This window comes from Nonomuraea sp. NPDC050786, assembly GCF_040654115.1.
In the GTDB taxonomy this organism is placed as follows: Bacteria; Actinomycetota; Actinomycetes; order Streptosporangiales; family Streptosporangiaceae; genus Nonomuraea.
On sequence record NZ_JBFAHJ010000006.1, the window covers coordinates 195,331 to 214,155 of the forward strand.

An 18,825-nucleotide genomic window follows, 5' to 3' on the forward strand; every position below is an offset into this window, starting at 1 on the left:
GTGTGGATCAGCCCTTGACGGCGCCGAGGGTCATGCCCGCGACGATCCGCCGCTGGAGCAGCAGGGTGAACAGGACTACGGGGACCGAGTACAGGGTGGCCAGTGCGGTCATGGGTCCCCATTGCAGGCCGTACTGGGTCTGGAAGTTGGCGATGACGATCGGCGTCGTCTGTGCCCGCACCGCCGTGAGCAGCAGCGCGAACAGGAACTCGTTCCAGGATGCGAGGAACGCGAAGATCGCTGTCACCGCGATGCCGCCGCCGACGACCGGCACCACGACCCGCACCATCGCCTGCAGCCGGGTGCAGCCGTCGACCTGCGCCGCCTCCTCCAGACTGGGCGGCACGGCCTCGAAGAAGCTGGCCATCAGCCAGATCGACAGGGGCAGCGAGATCGTCGTGTGGGCCAGCGCGAGCGCGGTGGGCGTGTCGGTGATTCCCGCCGTGCTCATCAAGTTGACCAGCGGGACCCCGATGGCGACCGGCGGCACCATCCGGGTGACCAGGGCGAGCATGACGAAGATCCGCCCGCTCACGGTCCCGTAGCGGGTGATCCCGTATGCGGCCGGGACCGCGAGCAGCACCGACAGCACCGTGCTGATCACAGCGGTGGAGGTGCTGTTGATGAACGAGGGGATCACGCCGGGCGTGGCCAGCGCGGTGCCGTAGTTCTCCAGGCTCCAGGCCTTGGGCAGCACCGTCGGCGGCACGGAGATGGCGTCGGTGGGCAGTTTCAGCGAGGTCAGGATGAGGTACGCGAACGGGAACGCGTACAGCACCACGATGGCGGCCAGCAGCGCCCACAGCAGGGTCCGCGTGCTCAGGCGGGAGGTCATCGCGCCGCTCCCTTCCCCGGCCGCCAGATGGTGGCCACCGCGATCAGCGCCACGGCCAGCATCGCGACCAGATAGAGGGTGCCCATGGCGCTGGCCAGTCCCGGCTCGCCGAAGCGCACCATCGTGCGGTAGATGAGCAGGCTGAGCGTCTCGGAGGCCGACTGGGGGCCGCCGTTCGTCTGGATGAGGATCACGTCGAAGGCCCGCGCCGCGTCGATGCCGCGTACGACGAGCGCGACGGCGATGACCGGCCGCAGCAGCGGCAGCGTCACCCGGGTGAGAGTGTGCCAGGGCCCGCTGCCGTCGAGACGGGCGGCCTCCAGCACGTCGCCCGGGATGTTCTGCAGCCCGGCGAACAGCACCAGGGCCATGAACGACGTGGTCAGCCAGATGTCGGGCAGCGCCACCGAGAACAGCACGATGCCCGGGTCACTCAACCAGCCGATCGCGGCGGGCCCGCCGATGACGCCGAGCCGGGCGAGCAGCTCGTTGACGATGCCGAAGTTGTCGATGAGCAGGAACCGCCACAGCAGGCCCGCGACGACGGGGGCGATCATCAGCGGGTACAGGAACAGGGTCCGGATCCACCTCGCCCGCCGGCCCAGCGCGTTGAACAGCAGGGCCACCGCCAGCCCGAGAGTGAACTCCAGCGTGACCACGAGCATCGTGTACAGGGCCGTGCGGCCGGCGGCGCCGAGAAACTCGGGCGAGGTCAGCGCCTCGCCGTAGTTGCCCAGGCCGGTGAACTCGCGCGTCCCGGCCAGCGGGGCGATGTCGTACAGGCTGTCCACGACCAGCTTGACCAGTGGCCAGCCGACGAACACCGCCAGGAACCCCGCCGCCGGAGCCATCAGCACCAGCGCGAACCGGTTGTCAGTGAGGCCGGGACGCCGCCGGCGCCGGACGTGATCGCCGCCCGCCCGGACGTCGCCGCCGGAGGGCCGGGGGGCGGCCGGCTCCAGCGCGGGCTTCGGGCTACTGCGCAAGGCTCTGGACCTTCTCCTTGGCGGCGGCCAGCAGGGCCGCGTAGTCGGCGCCCGGGGTGAGCGACTTCTGCAGCGTCGGGATCAGCACGGTGTCGACGATCTGCTGCCACTTGGCCGTCGCGGGGCGTGGCTTGGTGGCGGTCGCGTTGAGGGTCTCCAGCAGCGGCTTGAAGTGCTCGTAGCCGGGCTTGTCGGCGTACTGCTCGAACGCCGACTTCCGCGCGGCCAGCCCGAGCGAGGACTCGATGGCCATCGCGTTGTTGTCGTAGGCGAACTTGACGAACTCGGTGGCCAGATCGGTCTGCTTGGTGGCCTTGGGCACCGACAGGTACCAAGGGCCGGGGATGCCCGCCACGCCGGCCGCTCCGCCGATCATGGGAGCGGCGCCGACCTTGCCGTGCACCGGGGAGTCCTTCGGGATGAGCGGGAACGCGTGCGCCCAGAACCGCGTCATCGCCGTCTTGCCCTGGTTGAACAGGTTCTGCGCGCCCGCCCAGTCGAGCTGCTCGGCGCCGGGCGGGCTCACCTTGAGCTTGTTGTGCAGATCGCTGTAGAACGTCAGCGCCTTCAGGTGCTGGTCGTTGTCGATGATGACCTGGCCGGAGGCGTCCAGGACCACGCCCGGCGACCCGGCCTGGAGCACGTGCGCGAGCCATTCGGTCTCGACCGCGCCCTTGACGTCGGTGCCGAACAGCTTGCCGTCGCGGGTGAAGAACGTCGCCGCGTCATTGAACTGATCCCACGTCGTGGGCGGGGCGAGCTCGTAGCCGTACTTCTTCTTGAAGGCGGCCTGCTCGCCGGCGTCCTCGAACAGGTCCTTGCGGTAGAAGAGGATCTCGGCGTTCGTCCACACCGGCATGCCGACGAACGTGCCGCCGACCTGCGCCTCGGCCACCAGGGCCGGGAACAGGTCAGCCTTGACGTCCGCGGTGAACAGCTCGGTCAGGGGGCGGACGGCCCCGGCGAACGCGGTCAGCCAGATCGCGTCCAGCGCGGCCACGTCGAAGCTGAGGGCGCCGGAGGACAGCTCGCCGGACAACCGGTTGAACAGGCCGTCGTACGGCAGCTCGATGAACGTCACCTTCGCGCCGGTCTTCTTGGTGAACGCCTCGGCGATCTTGGTCAGCTCCGCCTTGCCGCCCGCCTCGACCAGGACGCTGAGCGCCTTGGCGCCGCCCGTACCCGATCCGCTCGTGGTCCCGCCCGCGCCACACGCGGTCGCCATTGCCGCCAGACCCGACACGCCCGTCCACTTCAACAGGTCGCGCCGGGACAGGCCAGAGTTGTGAGACATGGTGCTCTCTCCCGTCAGCCCGGGGCTCATGCGGTGCCCCGAACCGCCACTGAGCTAAAACGTTTGCGCAAACGTAGCTCCCGCATCGGACGAGGTCAAGAGGGTGCCGGAAACATTGCCGCAACCCCCGCGAAACGGGCCCCCGCTCTTGCGGAATCGATTCATCAAATGTCACCATGTCGCCGGCATGAGGGGAGAGCACATGACGTTCCTGGTGATCGGCGAGAGCATCGTCGACCTGATCGGCTCGCCCGGCGCATGGCGGTTCAACGCCGTCGCGGGAGGCAGTCCGCTCAACGTCGCGGTGGCGCTGGCCACGCTCGGGCAACCGGTCAGACTCGCCGGCGAGATCGGCGGCGACTTCTTCGGCGAACTGCTGCGGGGCCATCTCAGCAGGTACGGAGTCGAGCAGGGCGAGCTCGTCCCGAGCGCCGCGACCAGCCTGGCCTTCGCCAGGGTCGGCGACGACGGGTCGGCGTCCTACGACTTCCGGTTCGACTGGCGCTTCTCCGGCTCCGTCTCGCTCGACGGCGTCACCTGCCTGCACACCGGATCACTGGCCACGCTCGTCCCGCCCGGCGCCGCGCATGTCCGGGACGTGATGCGGGCCGCGGCCGACGCCGGGGTCGTCGTCTCCTACGACCCCAACATCCGCCCCTCGCTCATCGGCGACCGGGCGACCGCGCTGACGCAGGTCGAGGAGTGTGTACGGCTCTCGAGGCTGGTCAAGGTCAGCGCGGAGGACCTGGCCTGGCTGTATCCCGGCGAGCCCGATCTGAACGCGGCGAAACGCTGGGCGGCGTGGCCCGGGGAGCGCCTGGTCGTGGTGACCCGAGGCGGCGACGGCGCGTCGGCGATCCTCGGCGACTCGGTGATCACCTGCCCCGCTCCCGTCGTCGAACTCGTCGACACGGTCGGCGCGGGCGACACCTTCACCGCCGCCTATCTCGCGGTTCTCGGTGATGGCGAGCTCACCGAGGAGCGGGTCCGCGACGCGCTGCGCTACGGATGCGCGGCGGCGGCCGTGGTGTGCACCCGGGAGGGCGCGGTGCCGCCCGAACCGCAGGAGATCGACCAGCTGATTTCCTCGGTGCCGGCGACCCCGGTTTGACGGACCTCAACGAGCCGGAGCTCTCTCCGCCTCCACCGTCGGGTCGTCGGCCGGCCTTGACCATGACACCAGTGTCAGTACCTAGCGTGACATCCGTACAGGGCTCACCCTTCGCAAACGCGCGGTACGGAGGTCCATCACGCCATGAAACGCAGCCTGCCAAGTTGGCTGTTCGTGCTCTTTCTGACTCTGCTGGCCACGGCGACAGACGAGTTCATCATCGCCGGAGTTCTCAAGACCGTCGCGTCTGACCTGAACATCAGCGTTTCGGCTGCGGGCCAGTTGGTGACCGTGTTCGCGGTCGTCTATGCGATCGGCGCGCCGACGCTCGCGGTCGTCTTCGAACGCTTCCCCAAGCGGACCGTGATGGTCACCGGGCTGCTGGTCTTCGTGCTGGCCAATGTCGCAGCGGCGGTGGCTCCCGGCTACTGGTTCCTGATGGCGGCTCGCGTGGCCGCCGCGGCGGCTGCGGCCATCGTCACTTCCGCTGCCTTCACGACGACGGCGGTCGGCGCACCGGAGGGGATGCAGGGGCGCTACCTGGGAGTGGTGACGGCCGGCATGACGGCCGCTCTGTTCACGGGTGTGCCGCTCGGCTCGTGGCTCGGGGGCGCGTTCGGGTGGCGCGCGACGTTCTGGTTGATCGCCGCGGTCGGTGCCATCGCGCTGGTCGGGCTGGCGGTCACGGTGCCGGAAGTTCCCGGCAGCAGTCCGGCTCCGCTACGCGATCGGCTTTCTCCGCTGCGCGACATGTCCGTCCTTCGCCTGGTGACGGTCACCTTCCTGGCCGCCAGCGGGGGACTGATGTTCTACACCTATCTCGCCGAGTTCACCGCTGAGGTGGCGAACGGGTCCTACCGGCTGCTGTCGGTCATGCTGTTCATCGTCGGCATCGCCGGTCTGGCGGGCGCGCTGCTGGCCGGCCGGATCACGGACACTCTCGGACCGCAGCGGAGCCTGCGCGCGGTCATCGGCGGGCACGCCGTCGCCCTGGCATTGCTCGCAGTGCTGGCCTTCAGCGGTGTCGAAAGCCCGATCGTCATGGGCCTTCTCATCGCCTTCTGGTCGGTCTTCGCCTGGGGACTCAACCCCCCGATCCAAGGCAGCATCATCAGCGCGGCGGGACCGCAGGTCGGCATGACCGCCCTCGCACTGAACATTTCCGGTCTGTACCTCGGAACGGGCGTCGCCGGCGCGACGGGAGGAGCGATCATCGGCATCTCGGACGTCATCTACGTCCCGGTGGCTGCCACCGTGCTGATGAGCCTCTCCTTCCTCCTCACCCCTCGGGCGCGCCTGGTGGCGGCGTCGCGAGCGTCTGTCGGGGCCGGCGGCGTAGACGAGTCACAGCAGGCCGGCGCCTGAATCCATGGGGGCACGATGCCGCCGCGGGTTCGTCGGCGGCAGTCGCTCAGGGCCCGGATACGTCATCGTGGGTGCGCCAACCGGCCTGCCCGCATGGGTACGACGACCGCAGATGAATGGGCGCACTCGAAGTGGGCCCTAGGAGGGCCTGTGAACTGCGGTCGTCGGTCATGCAGGATCGGTCTGCCGGCCGAGCCGAAACAGCACGGATGAGAGGTCCATGAACAGCAGCGCACCAACCGTGCGAGCCATTCGCGGTGCCATCCAGGTGGCGGCGGATGATGCTGGGGAGATACGCGCGGCGACCAAGGAACTGATCGCCGCCGTGCTTCAGGAGAACGACCTTGCCTCGGATGACCTGATCAGTGTCTTCTTCACCGTGACCCCCGATCTTGTCAGCGAGTTCCCCGCACTCGCCGGCTACGAGTGCGGCCTTGCCGATGTGCCGATGATGTGTGCCGTCGAAATGAACGTGTCCAATGCCATGCCCCGTGTGATCAGATTGCTGGCGCACGTCGCCACGAGCAGGCTCCGAGCCGAAATTCGGCATCCGTACCTGCGCGGAGCATCGGCCATCACACCCGCACGGGTCTTCGCAGCAAGAAAATCCGCTGCCATGTTTCCGGACATTCCAGAATGAGTCGGTGAACGGAGGTCAGCTGGCGATGTGGTGTGACGTCGGCGTGGCCGTCCGGTATACCAGCCCTTCGTTTATGGCCTTGGCCACGGCCGAAGTCCGGTTGGGGGAGTTGAGTTTGGCGAGGATGTTGGTCACCAGGCGTTTTATGCTGTGTTGAGACAATGTCAGGCGACTGGCGATCTGCTTGTTGCTCAGGCCTTCGACGAGCAGCACCAGGACCTCCTGCTCGCGTGGCGTCAGGTGAATCGGGGCCTGACCGGGACCGTTGTTATGCGGCTCGCTCGCCAGTTTCAGCAGCTTCCTGGTCAGCTCGTGCGGCATGGGAACGTCCCCGGCGACCATACGCTGCAACGTCAGGGACAGGGTCTCGGCGCACAGCTCGTGCTCGGAAAGGAATCCGTGTGCCGGTGCGGCGGCGATGTAGGACACGCACTCGTCGGGGACGCCGTTGAGCAGAAGCAACGTCCTGCTTCGCCTGGGTAGTCGTTGCATGAAGAGCGAGGGAGCTTCGTCGAGTTCTTTGATGGGGATGATGATGACGTCCGTGTCGGTGCGCACGTTCGCCACGAGTTCGGCGGCATTCCTGTAGATGGCGAAGGAGCCGATGACGGCTATTCTCTTCAGTAACTGCTCGAAGCCCAGTCGACGAAATTCGTTTTCGCTGGAGAGAGCAACAGAAATCTTTTGGAGTTCTGAGGGGGTTCCCATCTCCTGCCTTCCTGTGGAAGCTTCCTGATCAGCTTAGCGCATGGCCTTGCGGTCGCGCGTAGTGCCGCATACGTGACCCTGTGTGCAAGGCCCGGTCAATGAGCTGGGTCAATGCTTCGAGTGATAGACGGAACCGGCGCGAACTGTTTCTGCCGGTCCGTGGAAATCCACTGTCCGGCGGTCATTGTCGGTCGTACCCAGGGCGGTCGCGTCGGCGCACCGCTCGGGTCATGGATCTGGCATGCACTCGACACCGGGAGAATGAGACGGTACGAAGAAGGAGTTGACCGCCTGGCGATGGCATGTCCGCCGACATTGCCGTGAACGGAAGTGATCATGCAGATCGGAGAGTTGTCGGAGCGAACGGGTGTAAGCCGCCGTTCGATTCGCTACTACGAGCAGAAGGGGCTCCTGCATGCCCACCGGACGGGCAAAGGCTGGCGCGAATATGACGAAGCCGCGGTCAACCGTGTCCGCAATGTCAGAGAACTGCTGCAGGCCGGCCTGACGGTCGATGACATCCAGCGGGTGGCTCCGTGCCTGGGTATGGAAATGGCCGCCTTCATGGCCTGCCGGGACGCCGACCACGCGATCTCGATGTACGAAGAACGACTGGCCGTCATCGACGACAAGATGGCGGTGCTGGAACAGCACCGGCAGGAGTTGCTGCGACGCATCGCCACGCTCCGCCAGAACTCGGCGGACGCCGGTCTCACCGAGCTGCTGCGGCACGCTCAGGACGCATAAGACCGGCCCGTGACGCCGGCTGTTGAACGAGCCGGACTACCGCCCCGGCACGCCCACTCGTTCAGTGGAGCACGACAGAGCATCCCGATGCGCTGACCGACCGCCGGCCGGCAGGCCGCCACGATGTCCGCGCCGCCAGCCGCGCCGCCGGCCGCGCCGCCGGCCGCGCTGGCGGCGTGCGTTGGGCGTGCCGCCGCAGACTGCGCGGCATCGGAGTGCGCGGCATCGGAGTGCGCGGCCACAGTGCCGACTCCCGCTCGTGGCATCCAGTCGCTGCCGACGCCGCGATCCGTGCTGCCCGCCTTCTGCCGCGCTCAGGCAGCCGCCCGGTTGATGGCCGTGGCAGCCGATGCGCCGCTGCCGACCGTACGGCGCAAAGGCCCCCCATGCGTGGCGGGGCGACGATCTCCGCCAATAGCGCCGTGCCTTCGCCCTCGACGGACACATGAGCGTCGCCGGCCCACAACGGCATCAATCGTCCCCCATATGTCGGCGGTCAGCCGTGGTCCGGCTGAACTGCAGATTCTCGCCTTTCCCTGATTGATGTGCCGGACGGGGTACCCGATTGGGGCGCCGATTGTGGAAGGCGTCAGACGAACGTTGGGTCCCTTTTCGGGGCTTACCCCATCCCCTGAGCACACAGCAGGATCGTGCCTGCGGGGCATACGACGGGGACGTTCTCCGTATGCGCTCGAATTACGGGGAGGTGCTGAATGTCAATGAGGGCGGCGACAATCCACGACGAGCCGGCATCCGTTATCCGCGTCTTCTCCAAGATTCGTGACCTGGTCGGGCCGGATCGTGTGGACGAATTCGGTCCCGGCGCGAACGGAGCATGGGGGAGCCGGCCGAACGTCGGCATGTACCGGACCAGGCGAAACCTCGGAGTGATCCGGCCGGCGACGGTCGAGCAGGTCTGCCGGGTCGTCGAATTCTTCGACGACCCCGACCTCCCGATCGGCCTGCACGTTGTCAGCACCGGGCGGAACTGGGGGCTGGGCTCGGCTGAGCCCGCTCGCGACCGCACCGTCACCCTTGACCTCAGTGACCTGGACGAGATCCGCAGCCTCGACATCGAGGGCGGGTTCGCCATCGTCGAACCCGGGGTCACCCAGGGCCGGCTGGCCACATCGCTGGCGGGCACGGATCGCATGCTCAACGTCACCGCCTCATCGGCGCACACGAGCATCATCGGCAACGGGCTGGACCGCGGAGTGGGACTGCGCCAGCAGCGGGTCGACGACCTGCTGGGCCTCGAGGTCGTCCTGCCGGACGGGCAACTGGTCCACGTGGGTTGGTGGCCGGAGAAGGACCGGCGCACCCCGCTGTATCCGTACGGTCTCGGGCCCTCCTTGCTGCAACTCTTCGTGCAATCCGATCTGGGCGTGGTGTCCGCGGCTGCCGTGCGCCTTCTCCACCGGCCGGAGGCCCAGCGGGTCATCCGGCTCGCTTTCGCCTCGCGAGATCTCGTCCCGGCCGTGAACACACTCCGGCGCTGGGTGGCTCAGGGGCTGGTCGGAGGCGTCCTCAAGATTTACGACACGGTGTCGGCGGCGTTCTACGGGGGCAGAGCCGGGGGATTCCTGGCCCACCTGTGCGTCGACGGGACCGTACGATCCGTCGACGCCATATCGGGCCTGATCCTCGATGAGGCGGTGTCCAGCGGCTTGTTCACGGAGGCCGCCCCACACGGGCGGGAGGCCGGCGGGGACGCCGTCGTCGCCATGGTGGAGGGGGCCTACGGCGGCGACCCGAGCCACAACGACGCAATGCTCGAAGCCACGCTGGGACAGCCCGCAGCCAGGGTCGACGAGCACGGGCTCGGGTGGCTGTTCTTCCTCCCCCTCGTACCGTTCTCCGGTGAGGACGTCGCCAGAGCACACGGACTGCTGGCGCAGATCCATGAGGAGACCGGCGTCCGCCCCGGCTGCACCGTCAACGCTCTGAGCGCAGACGTCATCGACTTCGTCGTCACGATCAAGTTCGCGCGTGAGGACCGCGCGGCCGAGCGCGCCCATCGCGCCCTGGACCGCGCCTACGAGCTCTTCTCCGCCACGGGGTTCATGCCGTACCGCCTCGACATCGACCACGCCGACTGGGTCGACCGCCTGAGCCCCGACCCCGGCGCGCGGGAACTCGTCCGCCGGCTGAAGACGTCGCTGGACCCGAACGGCGCGATCGCGCGAGGGCGGTACTCCTGATCCCGACTGATCCCGACTGATCCCGACTGATCCCGACGTCTCTGAACGGAACCGTGATCGCTGAAGGAAGGCACCGTGTCCACACGGATCAAGGTCGTACTCTTCTCCGAGGTCAACTCAAAGCTGGGGTCCCCTTTTCTCGACCTGCTGGGCAGGCACCCGCAGGTGGCGCTGGCCGGCGTGGTCACCTCGCCGCCCGGAAGGCTCTGCTCGTACTTCGTCGATGACCGGGAGCAGGTCGACCTGGTCAGCCAGGCGGCCGCGCTCGGCGTCCCCGTGTTCCGCCCCGCCCATGTCAACTCGCCCGAGTCGCTGCGGAGCCTGCGCGCCCTCGCGGCCGACTACTTCATCGTGGGTAACTACCAGCAGATCCTGAAGCAGGAACTGCTGGACATTCCGCGGGTGACCTCCGTCAACTTCCATCCCAGTCCGCTTCCGCGCTACGCGGGACTGGCGCCCTTCTACTGGATGGTGCGCCACGGCGAACGGTTCGGTGCGGTGTCGGCGATCGAGATAACCCCCGGGATCGACGCGGGGCCGATCATCATGCAGAAGCCGATGCCGCTCACCGGTCAGGAGACCGCGCTCAAGCTGCGCACCGCTCAGGAGCTGCTCAACGTCGAGATGCTGGGCGAGCTCATTCCGCGGCTCGCCGATCGCTCCTTCACCAGGACCTATCAGGACGAGAGCCTGCGCTCGTACTTCGGGAGACCGACGGAAGAGGACTATCGGCTCGACTTCACCCAGGACGGGGAGTCGGTGCGGCGCGCGGTACGGGCGGGCTACCGGCATCCCGGCGCCTTCACGATCGGCGCCGATGGGGAGCGCGTCGTGATCCTGAGCGTGGACGTCGCCGGCCGCACCTGCTGGGCGCCACTCGACCACCCGGGAACCGTGCGGCGCTCCGACACGGGGCTGTTCGTCGCGACCCGGGACGAGTGGGTGCGGATCATCACGATCGAGCAGGACGGCGCGGAGATCTTCGTACGGGACTACGAGCGTTCGATGCCGCACGGCACCCTTCTGGGCGGATCGGCCCGACGATTCGCCTCGGTGTGAGCTTCGTCCGCCGGCCGGCCACGAAAATGGCAGAGACGGAGCCTTCCGTGCGAGACAAGGCGCAGGATCAGCTGGTCCTGGACCGAACCGACGACGCGCTGCCGGGCCGCGCCGACAAAGAGGCCCTGCGGGACGTGCTCGGCAGGTTCACGACGGGGGTCGCCGTGGTCACCACGATGACGTCGCGCGGCCCCATCGGAATGACCGTGAATTCGTTCGCCTCCGTTTCCCTCGATCCGCCGCTCGTGCTCTTCTCCGTTTCGCGCACGTCGCAGCTGTGCCCCCACATCACCGAGGCGGACCTTTTCGCGATCAACATTCTCAGCGCGGCTCAGGCGCAGGTTTCCCGGCAGTTCGCGACACCGGGATTCAACCGGTTCGGCGAGCTGGAGTGGCGAAGGGGAGTGACGGGGGCACCGCTCCTCCCCGGTGTGCTGGCCCTGCTCGAATGCCGCGTCTCCGAGGTGCACGAGGGTGGAGATCACTACATCACGGTCGGCCGCATCGTCGCCGCCTCGACCGACGCGGCCGTGTCCGCACCGTTGCTCTTCTTCCGCGGGACCTATCGCGAGATAGCTGATCGCTGATCCCGGTCGCGTCATCGTGCTGTGGCTTTCCCGCGTACCCGAGTAGTGAGGAAAGGATCTTGTCGCTAAGCGTTCAATTGGCGATGGTCGAGGACAAGAACCTCGAACTCGTCCTGAAGGTGTTACCGGCGATCCTGGTGATCCTGGTGGTCTCCGCCCTGTGCGGCCGGCTCGCGATCCTGGTGAAGCAGCCCAGGGTCCTGGGGGAGATGGTCGCCGGGGTGCTGTTGGGGCCGACATTGTTCGGCGCGGTGCTCCCCGAGGCCCAGCGCGCGATCTTTCCGCCCGAGGTGAAGCCGATCCTCTACGTGCTCAGCACGATCGGACTCACCCTGTTCATGTTCCTGGTGGGAGCGGGACTCGGCCACGGGGACACCCACGGCAGGAAGGAGACCGGGCAGGCCGCCGTCCTGGCGGTATCGGGCATCGTCCCGTCGCTGCTGCTGGGAGCAGGCGCTGGGTACCTGGTGTACGACCGGCTGTCCAGTCCCGACGTCAGCAGATTCGAGTTCATGCTCTTCGTCGGGGGCGCGTTGTCGATCACGGCCTTCCCCATGCTCGCCAGGATCCTCTACGAGCGTGGGCTGCAGAACTCGCGGCTGGGCCGCCTGACGCTCTTCGGCGCGTCGGTCGACGACGCGGCTGCTTGGTGCTTCCTGGCGGTCCTGTCCGCCCTGCACGCCAACGCCGGGCCGACGCAGGCGCTGCGGACGATCGGCCTGGCCGCTCTCTTCGCCGTGGTCATGATCTTCGGTGTCCGGCGGCTGCTCAGGCCGCTCGGATCCTGGGTGGAGCGGACCGGGGTCTTCGGGTTCGAGCAGATGTACATCGTGATCGTCGTCGTGCTGCTCGCGGGATACTTCACCGACTACATCGGGATCTACTCCGTGTTCGGCGGATTCATCGCCGGGCTGGCGATGCCGCGCAACGAGACGTTCAGCAAGGCGCTGCACGGCCGCCTGATGGACGCGGTGTGCGTGATTCTCCTGCCCACGTTCTTCACGTTCTCCGGCTTGAACACCCAGTTGAACGGGCTGGCCGCATGGGGCTTGGCCGTTCCCTTCCTGGTGATTCTCGCCGCCGGGTTCTTCGGCAAATACTTCGGGTGCGCCGTCGCGATGCGTTCGATCGGATTCAGCTGGCGTGAATCGTATGCCGTCGGTGGCCTGATGAACGCGCGCGGCCTCATGATCCTGATCTTCATCAATATCGGGCTGGCTCGGGGAATCATCGGGACCGAGCTCTTCTCCATGCTCGTGCTGGTGGCCGTCATCACCACGGCGGCAGCCGTGCCGCTGTACCGGCTGGCCCTGCCCGAAGGGCATGAAGAGAGGCTGCTGCGACGCGGTGGCCGCGCATCCGGTGACGATTCTGCCGCTCCGAAACAGAGCGTGGAGGTCTGACCTTGACATTCGCTGACCATTCGTCTGCCCGAGCCGCTGAACCCCAGTGCTGCCAAGTCGAAAAGAAGGTGAGCAAGTGAGCGCGAACTCGTACGAGACCGTTGACGTGGTCGTCATCGGCGGCGGGCCCGGCGGCGCGACCGCGGCCTCGACCATCGCCGCAGAGGGCCGATCGGTGCTGCTGCTGGAGAAGTCTCCGTTCCCGCGATTCCACATCGGGGAATCGCTTCTGCCCTACATGGCCGGCGTACTCGAACAGATGGGGCTCCTGGCGCCGTTCGCGGACAACGGTTACGTTCCCAAGTGCGGCGCGGAGTTCACGGACGAAACCGGCTCGTTCCGGCGTGTCTCCTTCGAAGACCAGGGCCCGGGCCGCCACCACCAGACGTTCCAGGTCGAGCGTGCCCACTTCGACAACGCGCTGCTCGAGCACGCCCGGGAGGCCGGCGCGCAGATACGTAATCCGGCCCCGGTGGACGAACTGATCGTGGAGGACGGGCGGGTCGTCGGTGTGCGCTACCGCCATGAGGGTGAGACGAGGGAGGTACGCGCTCAGTACGTCGTGGACGCCAGCGGCCGCAGCGGGAAGGTCGCCCAGACATTCGGCCTGAGGCGCAGCGTCGACCAGCTGCGCATGGTCGCCATCTACCGGCACTTCACCGGACTCAACGAGGCGGCGAATCCGGGTGAGCGGGGCGATATCCAGATCGGTAACCACAAGGACGGCTGGGTGTGGGCGATCCCGGTCTGGGAAGACACCATCAGCATCGGCACGGTGATGCACAGGGACACCTTCCGTCGGCACGGTGAGCCCGAGCAGCTCTTTGACGAGCACCGCGCGCGGATCCCCCGTATCGCCCAGCGACTGGAGGGCACTGAGCCCTCCACCAAGATCCGCATTGAGACCGACTACTGCTATCTGTCCGACCAGATCGCCGGGCCGGGCTGGCTGATGGTCGGGGACGCGGGCTGCTTCGTGGACCCGATCTTCTCCGGTGGCGTCTACCTGGCCATGGTGAGCGGTCGTGAGGCCGGCCGGACCGTGGCCGCGGCGCTGGAGCACCCGTCTCGCACTGAACAGCTCCAAGCCTCGTACGAGAGCTTCTACAAGACCGGCTACGACACCTACTTCCGGCTCATCCGCGGTTTCTACGACTACAAGTTCAACTTCCGTCAGTACCGCGAGGATCTGCCCGACTTCATCGAGGAACGACACGTGTCGCTGCTGCTGGCCGGGGACTTCTGGAGCCAGGGGAACGCCCTGGCCCGCTATCTCAAGAGCGAGCGCAGGTGGGACACCTTCGCCCCGTTCGAGTACTTCTACGGATGCCCGGTCTATCCGGACCTGGAGCTCCTCGAGCGGGTCGAAACGGGAGTCTGAGCCGCCTCCCGCCATCTAGCACCGTCTTGGCGGCTTCCGCGCAGCCGGCGCGGCACGCGCGGAAGCCGCCGCTGGGGAAAGGAACCCATGGAGAACTCACGTACAGACGTCGCCGTCATCGGCGCCGGGCCCGCGGGCCTGGTGCTCACGGAGGTCCTGGCAAGGCGGGGGATGTCGGTGACGATCGTTGAAAGGCAGGACGACCCGACGCTGAGCCGCCAAGGTGCCCTTCTGCAGCCGGTGACCCTGGATCTGCTGCACAGGCTTGTCGCCTTCGAGCACTCGGCGGAGCAGGAAGGCGCCATCACCACGATCGAGGAGTACGGCCCTCAAGGGAAGATATTCTCCGGCCCTTTCGCCGACCTCGCGGACACCCCGGCGGACCATGCGCTGAACATCACGCAGGGCATGCTCAGAAAGCTGCTACTGGACAGGGTGCGTCGGCATCCTTCGGTCGCCGTACGTACGGGAGCCGCCGTCCAGCAGATGGACAGCATGCGTCCCGGCCGGTGCAGCATCGTCATCAGGGAGGTGAACGGAGCGGAAACGCCACATCGGATCGACTCGCGCTGGATCGTCGCCGCGGACGGGAAGCTCTCCGAGACGCGCCGGCTCGCCGGCATCAAGGCCCGGATCGAGGGCGGGGACCATCAGCTCTCGCTCGTCCCCGTCCCGACGCCCGAGGGGTATCCGCGCACGATACGCGTCCATCGCCGCCCTGACGGGATGGCCACGACCGTCCCGGGCGCCGCCCCTGGGACGACGTACGTGTTCGCCCATCTCGCCGACCGCGACGCGACAGCCCAGACGGTTGTCGACTGGGCGATGAGGACGGTGAGCGCGCAGGACGACATCCTCACCACGGCACTGCGCTCCCACGCCGATCCCGCCAAGATCATCAGCATTCCCCCGCAGATCGTCCACACGCCGACGTGGCGACAGGACGGGGTGATCCTGCTCGGGGACAGCTCGCATGGCATGTACAACGTCGGTGGGCAGGGGCTCAACACCTCACTCCAGGACGCGCTGCTGGTGGGCGAGGCCATTCGCTCCGACGATGAGGCCGGCGGCACCGAGCAGCTCGATGCGTTCGTCCGGGTCAGACGCCCCTTCATCGATGAGTTCCAGGCGGCTCAGCGCAAACTGGGCAGTGGATTCTGGCCGGTCGGCGGCGGGACCAGCTGGTTCCGCGACCGCTTCGAGGAGCTGAGCCTCGGCCAGGCCGAACTGCGCAAGCGGTGGAGTGAGATCGTCGACGAGCTGAGCGTCGCAGGACAGGGGAGCGCGTGAGGCTCCGACCTGCTGCGCGCTCCGCACGGGAGACCCGATGAACGCGACCACCCCGTTCGCGGCGGCCGGCAGTGGACCACCGTCACTTGACGGCTCCTCCGGTGATGCCGGAGATGATCCGTCTCTGGGCGACGACGAAGACGACGATCAGCGGCAGGCTCATGAGCACGACGTAGGCGAAAACGAGGTTCCAGTTGTTCTGATACAGGTTGCTGCTCGCCACCGAGTACAGGTTCAGGGGAAGCGTCGAGTACGTCCCTCCGCCGAGCACGAAGAAGGCGTAGAAGACGTCGTTCCAGATGTAGAGGCAGATGAGGATCGTGGCGGTCGCGATGACCGGGCGCAGCAGCGGCAGGACGACCTTGATGAAGATGCCGAGCGGCCGTGCGCCGTCCATGCGGGCCGCTTCCTCCACCTCGACCGGTATGGTCCGCACGAAACCGGTGACGAAGAAGATCACCAGCGACATGTACATGCCCATGTAGACCAGCACCATGCCGGTCGGCGTGCTGGCCAGGTGGAGTTGCCGGAGCAGCAGCACGATCGTGACGACGGCCGGAGGCAGGATGATCCCGCTGATCGCAGCCGAGTAGAGCACGGCCATGACGCGCCCGGTCCGCCGAGCCAGCACCCATGAAGCCAGCGAGCCGAAGATCAGCACCCCGGCGACGGACGGCACCATGACCAGCAGGCTGCCGAACAGCGCCCACAGCATGTGGCCCTGCGAGAACGCCTGGGAGTAGTTGTCCCACAGGTGCCACACCCGTGGGAGGGACAGGTCGGGCAGGTTCGCCTCGCCTTGCGACTTGGCGGAGGTCACCAGGGCCAGCCAGAGCGGGATCCCGATGACGACGGCGGCCAGGACGATGACGACGGCCGGGTGAACGAGGCGGGACCAGGCCCGGGCAGAGTTCCTCACAGGACGCGCTCCCTCTTGCGCAGGTAGCCGATGACGGGGAAGGCCAGCAGGGCGACCAGGAGCAGGAGGGCGAGACTCATCGTGGTCGCCTGGGCGAACAGGCCGTTGCCGTAGACGCGGAAGATGTAGATGTCGAGCACCTCGGTCTGCTGTGCGGGCCCTCCTCCTGTGGTCGCCAGGATCGTGTCGAACCCGTTGAAGGAGCCCAGCAGCGCGGTCGCGACGTTGAAGGTCACCGCGGGGGCGATCAGCGGGAACCGGATGGATCTGAAGGTCCGCCACCTTCCGGCGCCGTCGATCCTGGCCGCCTCGAGCACGTCGGCCGGGATCGTCTTGAGACCGGCGAGGAAGATCACCATCGCCAGCCCCATCCACTTCCAGGAGTTCACGAAGGCCACCGTCACCACCGTCCACGTGGTGCTGCCGAGCCAGGGGATCGTCACCTGCTGGCCGATGAGAGCGCCGAGGAGCCCGTTGAGCGGACCGTCGGGCTTGAGGAGCGCCTGGAAGGTGTACCCCACCGCCAGGGCGGACATCAGCACCGGGATGAAGAAGACGACCCTGGCGAACCGGTTGATCCGGGTGTCGCGCTCCAGGAGCAGGGCGAGCCCCAGCCCGAACCCCGTCTGCATGATCGCCACCAGGACCGCGTAGACGATGGTGATCCGCAGTGACGACAGCAGGGCGCCGTTGGACAGCACCGCCTTGACGTTCGCCAGCCCCACGGGGCGGATGTCGTCATGGAAGGCCGACCAGTCCGTGAAGGCGTAGACGAAGTTGAAGACGGTCGGCAGGAAGAAGAAGACGGCCAGCACGGCGAACGCCGGAGCGAGGAACGAGCTCGGGTACAACACCGCTCGCCGCGGCGAGCGACCGGAAGCGGCCGAAAGAGAAGGGATCATGGCGATCCTGCATGCCTCTCAGTGTGGTGGGGGCGGGAGGGGCTCCGTGCCCCCGCCGCCGTCAGAAGCCCTGGATCCCGAGTGCCTGGGCGAGCTGGGCGAACTGCGATTGTGTAGTGGAGGTCACCTGTTCGGGGGTCATGGTCCCGTTGACCATGTTCGCCAGGTTCACGTAGAAGTCCGGGTTCACCGCGGCGTTCTGCTGCATCGAGCCGGCCGCGTCGCCCAGCGCGGCCGTGGCCTGCTTCACGACCTCCGGCACCCCGGCGGGAGTCGGTACGGCAGGCTCGATCGACACGGTGCCGGCGGACTTCACGTAGTCGGGGTAGTACGTCTCCAGCCAGAACCGCAGGAACTGCCGGGCGCCCGACTCCCGCTTCGGGTCTCCGGTCTTGAAGGCGACCAGGGCGTTGTCACCGCCGGGCACCGACGTGGCGATGTTGCCGTCCTTGGAGATCGGGAACCAGCCGATCTCCCGGTCTATGGTCGCCGTGTCCGCCGTCGACTGCATCAGCGACGCGAACGAGGTGAGCTGCAGCACCATCGCCGCCTCGCCCTTGAGCAGGGCCGGGCCGGACTCGGTGTACTTGGAGGTCTTGTCGTCCTTGTTGAACAGGCCCTGCTTCACCATGTCCTGGAACTGCCGGACGGCGCCGAGGATCTCCGGATCGGTGAACTTCTCCTTGTTCTGGCTGACCCGCTCCCACAGGCCCTTCTTCGACGCCTCGGCCAGCAGGACCTGCGGCCACCACTGGGTGGGCCACTGGTCGCCGGCGGCGCCGAAGAACGGCGCCACCCCCTTCGTCTTGATCTTCTGGGCGTCGGCGAGCAACTCGCTGAAGTTCTTGGGCGGGCTCGTGATCCCCGCCTTCTGGAACACCGACTTGTTGTAGAAGACACCGAGAACGGAGGGGACGTTGACGAAGGCCGCGTAGTGATGCCCGTTCACCAGGCCCAGCTTCTGGATGGCCGGCGTCTGCTTGGCCAGCCACGGCGCGCCGTCCAGGCTCTGCAGGTCGGTGGAGGGCTTGAGCAGCGCGAGCATGCTGCCGGTCGGCTGCCAGGTCGCGAGGTCCGGTTTGGCGCCCGTGGCCAGCTTGGTCGGCGCGTTGGTCTCGTAGACGTCGGGAATGACGACCTTGGTGATCTTCGCTCCGGTCTTGGCCTCGAACGCCTTGATGACGTTGTCGGCCATCGCGGCGGTCTGCGTCGACATCCACAGGGTGAGGGTCACCCCCTGCAGGCCGGCGCCCGGGTCGGGCCAGGTCGTGGCGACCGGTCCGGCTGTGTCTGAGGACGTCCCGGGGTTGCCCGCCGAGCAGCCGGCCAGCAGCAGAGCCCCGCACGTGGCGGCGGCCGCCGCGCGGGTAAGGCCTCGCGTCTTCATGGATTCTCCT

General features: G+C 67.4%; 17 protein-coding genes. 10 read left to right on the forward strand and 7 right to left on the reverse strand.

All coding sequences use genetic code 11. The annotated features are described in order from the left end of the window. Positions 1-7 precede the first annotated feature (7 nt). From AB0H84_RS14735 to AB0H84_RS14745, 3 genes are read right to left on the reverse strand one after another with little or no spacing between them, the layout of a single operon-like run. Positions 8-835, reverse strand: coding sequence for a carbohydrate ABC transporter permease (locus AB0H84_RS14735; protein ID WP_357603465.1), 828 nt, complete (start codon positions 833-835; stop codon positions 8-10). Beyond that, positions 832-1,821, reverse strand: coding sequence for a sugar ABC transporter permease (locus tag AB0H84_RS14740; RefSeq protein WP_357603467.1), 990 nt, complete (start codon positions 1,819-1,821; stop codon positions 832-834). The genes AB0H84_RS14735 and AB0H84_RS14740 overlap by 4 nt, the downstream gene beginning before the upstream one ends. Continuing rightward, positions 1,811-3,115, reverse strand: coding sequence for a sugar ABC transporter substrate-binding protein (locus AB0H84_RS14745; RefSeq protein ID WP_357603469.1), 1,305 nt, complete (start codon positions 3,113-3,115; stop codon positions 1,811-1,813). The genes AB0H84_RS14740 and AB0H84_RS14745 overlap by 11 nt, the downstream gene beginning before the upstream one ends. A 202-nt stretch (positions 3,116-3,317) precedes the next feature. On the opposite strand from AB0H84_RS14745, the gene AB0H84_RS14750 reads away from it, so the two are divergent. The 3 genes from AB0H84_RS14750 (at position 3,318) to aroH (ending at position 6,231) form a co-directional block, all read left to right on the forward strand. After that, positions 3,318-4,226: a carbohydrate kinase gene (locus AB0H84_RS14750; RefSeq protein ID WP_357603471.1), complete on the forward strand. Its 909-nt coding sequence runs from the start codon at positions 3,318-3,320 to the stop codon at positions 4,224-4,226. A gap of 144 nt (positions 4,227-4,370) precedes the next feature. Next, the gene (locus tag AB0H84_RS14755; protein WP_357603473.1) at positions 4,371-5,591 is read left to right on the forward strand and encodes an MFS transporter; all 1,221 of its coding nucleotides are present in this window, start codon (positions 4,371-4,373) and stop codon (positions 5,589-5,591) included. A gap of 220 nt (positions 5,592-5,811) precedes the next feature. Then, positions 5,812-6,231, forward strand: a complete 420-nt coding sequence (gene aroH / locus AB0H84_RS14760) for a chorismate mutase (protein WP_357603475.1) — start codon at positions 5,812-5,814, stop codon at positions 6,229-6,231. Positions 6,232-6,246: 15 nt separating this feature from the next. Here the strand turns inward: aroH and AB0H84_RS14765 are convergent, their stop codons facing one another. After that, positions 6,247-6,939, reverse strand: a complete 693-nt coding sequence (locus AB0H84_RS14765) for a response regulator transcription factor (protein ID WP_357603477.1) — start codon at positions 6,937-6,939, stop codon at positions 6,247-6,249. Positions 6,940-7,275: 336 nt separating this feature from the next. Between AB0H84_RS14765 and AB0H84_RS14770 the strand changes: the two genes are divergently transcribed. From AB0H84_RS14770 to AB0H84_RS14800, 7 genes are all read left to right on the forward strand, one after another. Continuing rightward, positions 7,276-7,686 carry a MerR family transcriptional regulator gene (locus AB0H84_RS14770; protein ID WP_357603479.1) on the forward strand — a complete coding sequence of 137 codons (411 nt, stop codon included), beginning with the start codon at positions 7,276-7,278 and terminating at the stop codon, positions 7,684-7,686. Between the two features lie 719 nt (positions 7,687-8,405). Further along, positions 8,406-9,887 carry an FAD-binding oxidoreductase gene (locus AB0H84_RS14775; RefSeq protein WP_357603481.1) on the forward strand — a complete coding sequence of 494 codons (1,482 nt, stop codon included), beginning with the start codon at positions 8,406-8,408 and terminating at the stop codon, positions 9,885-9,887. 75 nt (positions 9,888-9,962) lie between these two features. Beyond that, the gene (locus tag AB0H84_RS14780) at positions 9,963-10,946 is read left to right on the forward strand and encodes a formyltransferase family protein (RefSeq protein ID WP_357603483.1); all 984 of its coding nucleotides are present in this window, start codon (positions 9,963-9,965) and stop codon (positions 10,944-10,946) included. A gap of 47 nt (positions 10,947-10,993) precedes the next feature. Continuing rightward, positions 10,994-11,533 (forward strand): flavin reductase family protein, encoded by a 540-nt coding sequence (locus AB0H84_RS14785; protein ID WP_357603485.1) that lies wholly within the window; start codon positions 10,994-10,996, stop codon positions 11,531-11,533. 59 nt (positions 11,534-11,592) lie between these two features. After that, the gene (locus AB0H84_RS14790) at positions 11,593-12,936 is read left to right on the forward strand and encodes a cation:proton antiporter (RefSeq protein ID WP_357603487.1); all 1,344 of its coding nucleotides are present in this window, start codon (positions 11,593-11,595) and stop codon (positions 12,934-12,936) included. 76 nt (positions 12,937-13,012) lie between these two features. Then, on the forward strand, positions 13,013-14,317 hold the full coding sequence (locus tag AB0H84_RS14795) for an NAD(P)/FAD-dependent oxidoreductase (RefSeq protein ID WP_357603489.1): 1,305 nt from the start codon (positions 13,013-13,015) through the stop codon (positions 14,315-14,317). 87 nt (positions 14,318-14,404) lie between these two features. Further along, positions 14,405-15,607, forward strand: coding sequence for an NAD(P)/FAD-dependent oxidoreductase (locus tag AB0H84_RS14800; RefSeq protein WP_357603491.1), 1,203 nt, complete (start codon positions 14,405-14,407; stop codon positions 15,605-15,607). Between the two features lie 82 nt (positions 15,608-15,689). Here AB0H84_RS14800 and AB0H84_RS14805 read toward each other — a convergent pair whose 3' ends face one another. The 3 genes from AB0H84_RS14805 to AB0H84_RS14815 all read right to left on the reverse strand — a co-directional run bounded on the left by AB0H84_RS14805 (position 15,690) and on the right by AB0H84_RS14815 (position 18,815). Then, entirely contained in the window at positions 15,690-16,526 is an 837-nt protein-coding gene (locus AB0H84_RS14805; RefSeq protein WP_357603492.1) for a carbohydrate ABC transporter permease, read from the reverse strand. Next, positions 16,523-17,380: a sugar ABC transporter permease gene (locus AB0H84_RS14810; RefSeq protein WP_319713087.1), complete on the reverse strand. Its 858-nt coding sequence runs from the start codon at positions 17,378-17,380 to the stop codon at positions 16,523-16,525. Before AB0H84_RS14810 ends, AB0H84_RS14805 begins: the two co-directional genes overlap by 4 nt. A 109-nt stretch (positions 17,381-17,489) precedes the next feature. Further along, complete coding sequence (locus tag AB0H84_RS14815) at positions 17,490-18,815, reverse strand: extracellular solute-binding protein (protein WP_357603494.1); 1,326 nt, start codon at positions 18,813-18,815, stop codon at positions 17,490-17,492. Positions 18,816-18,825 lie beyond the last annotated feature (10 nt).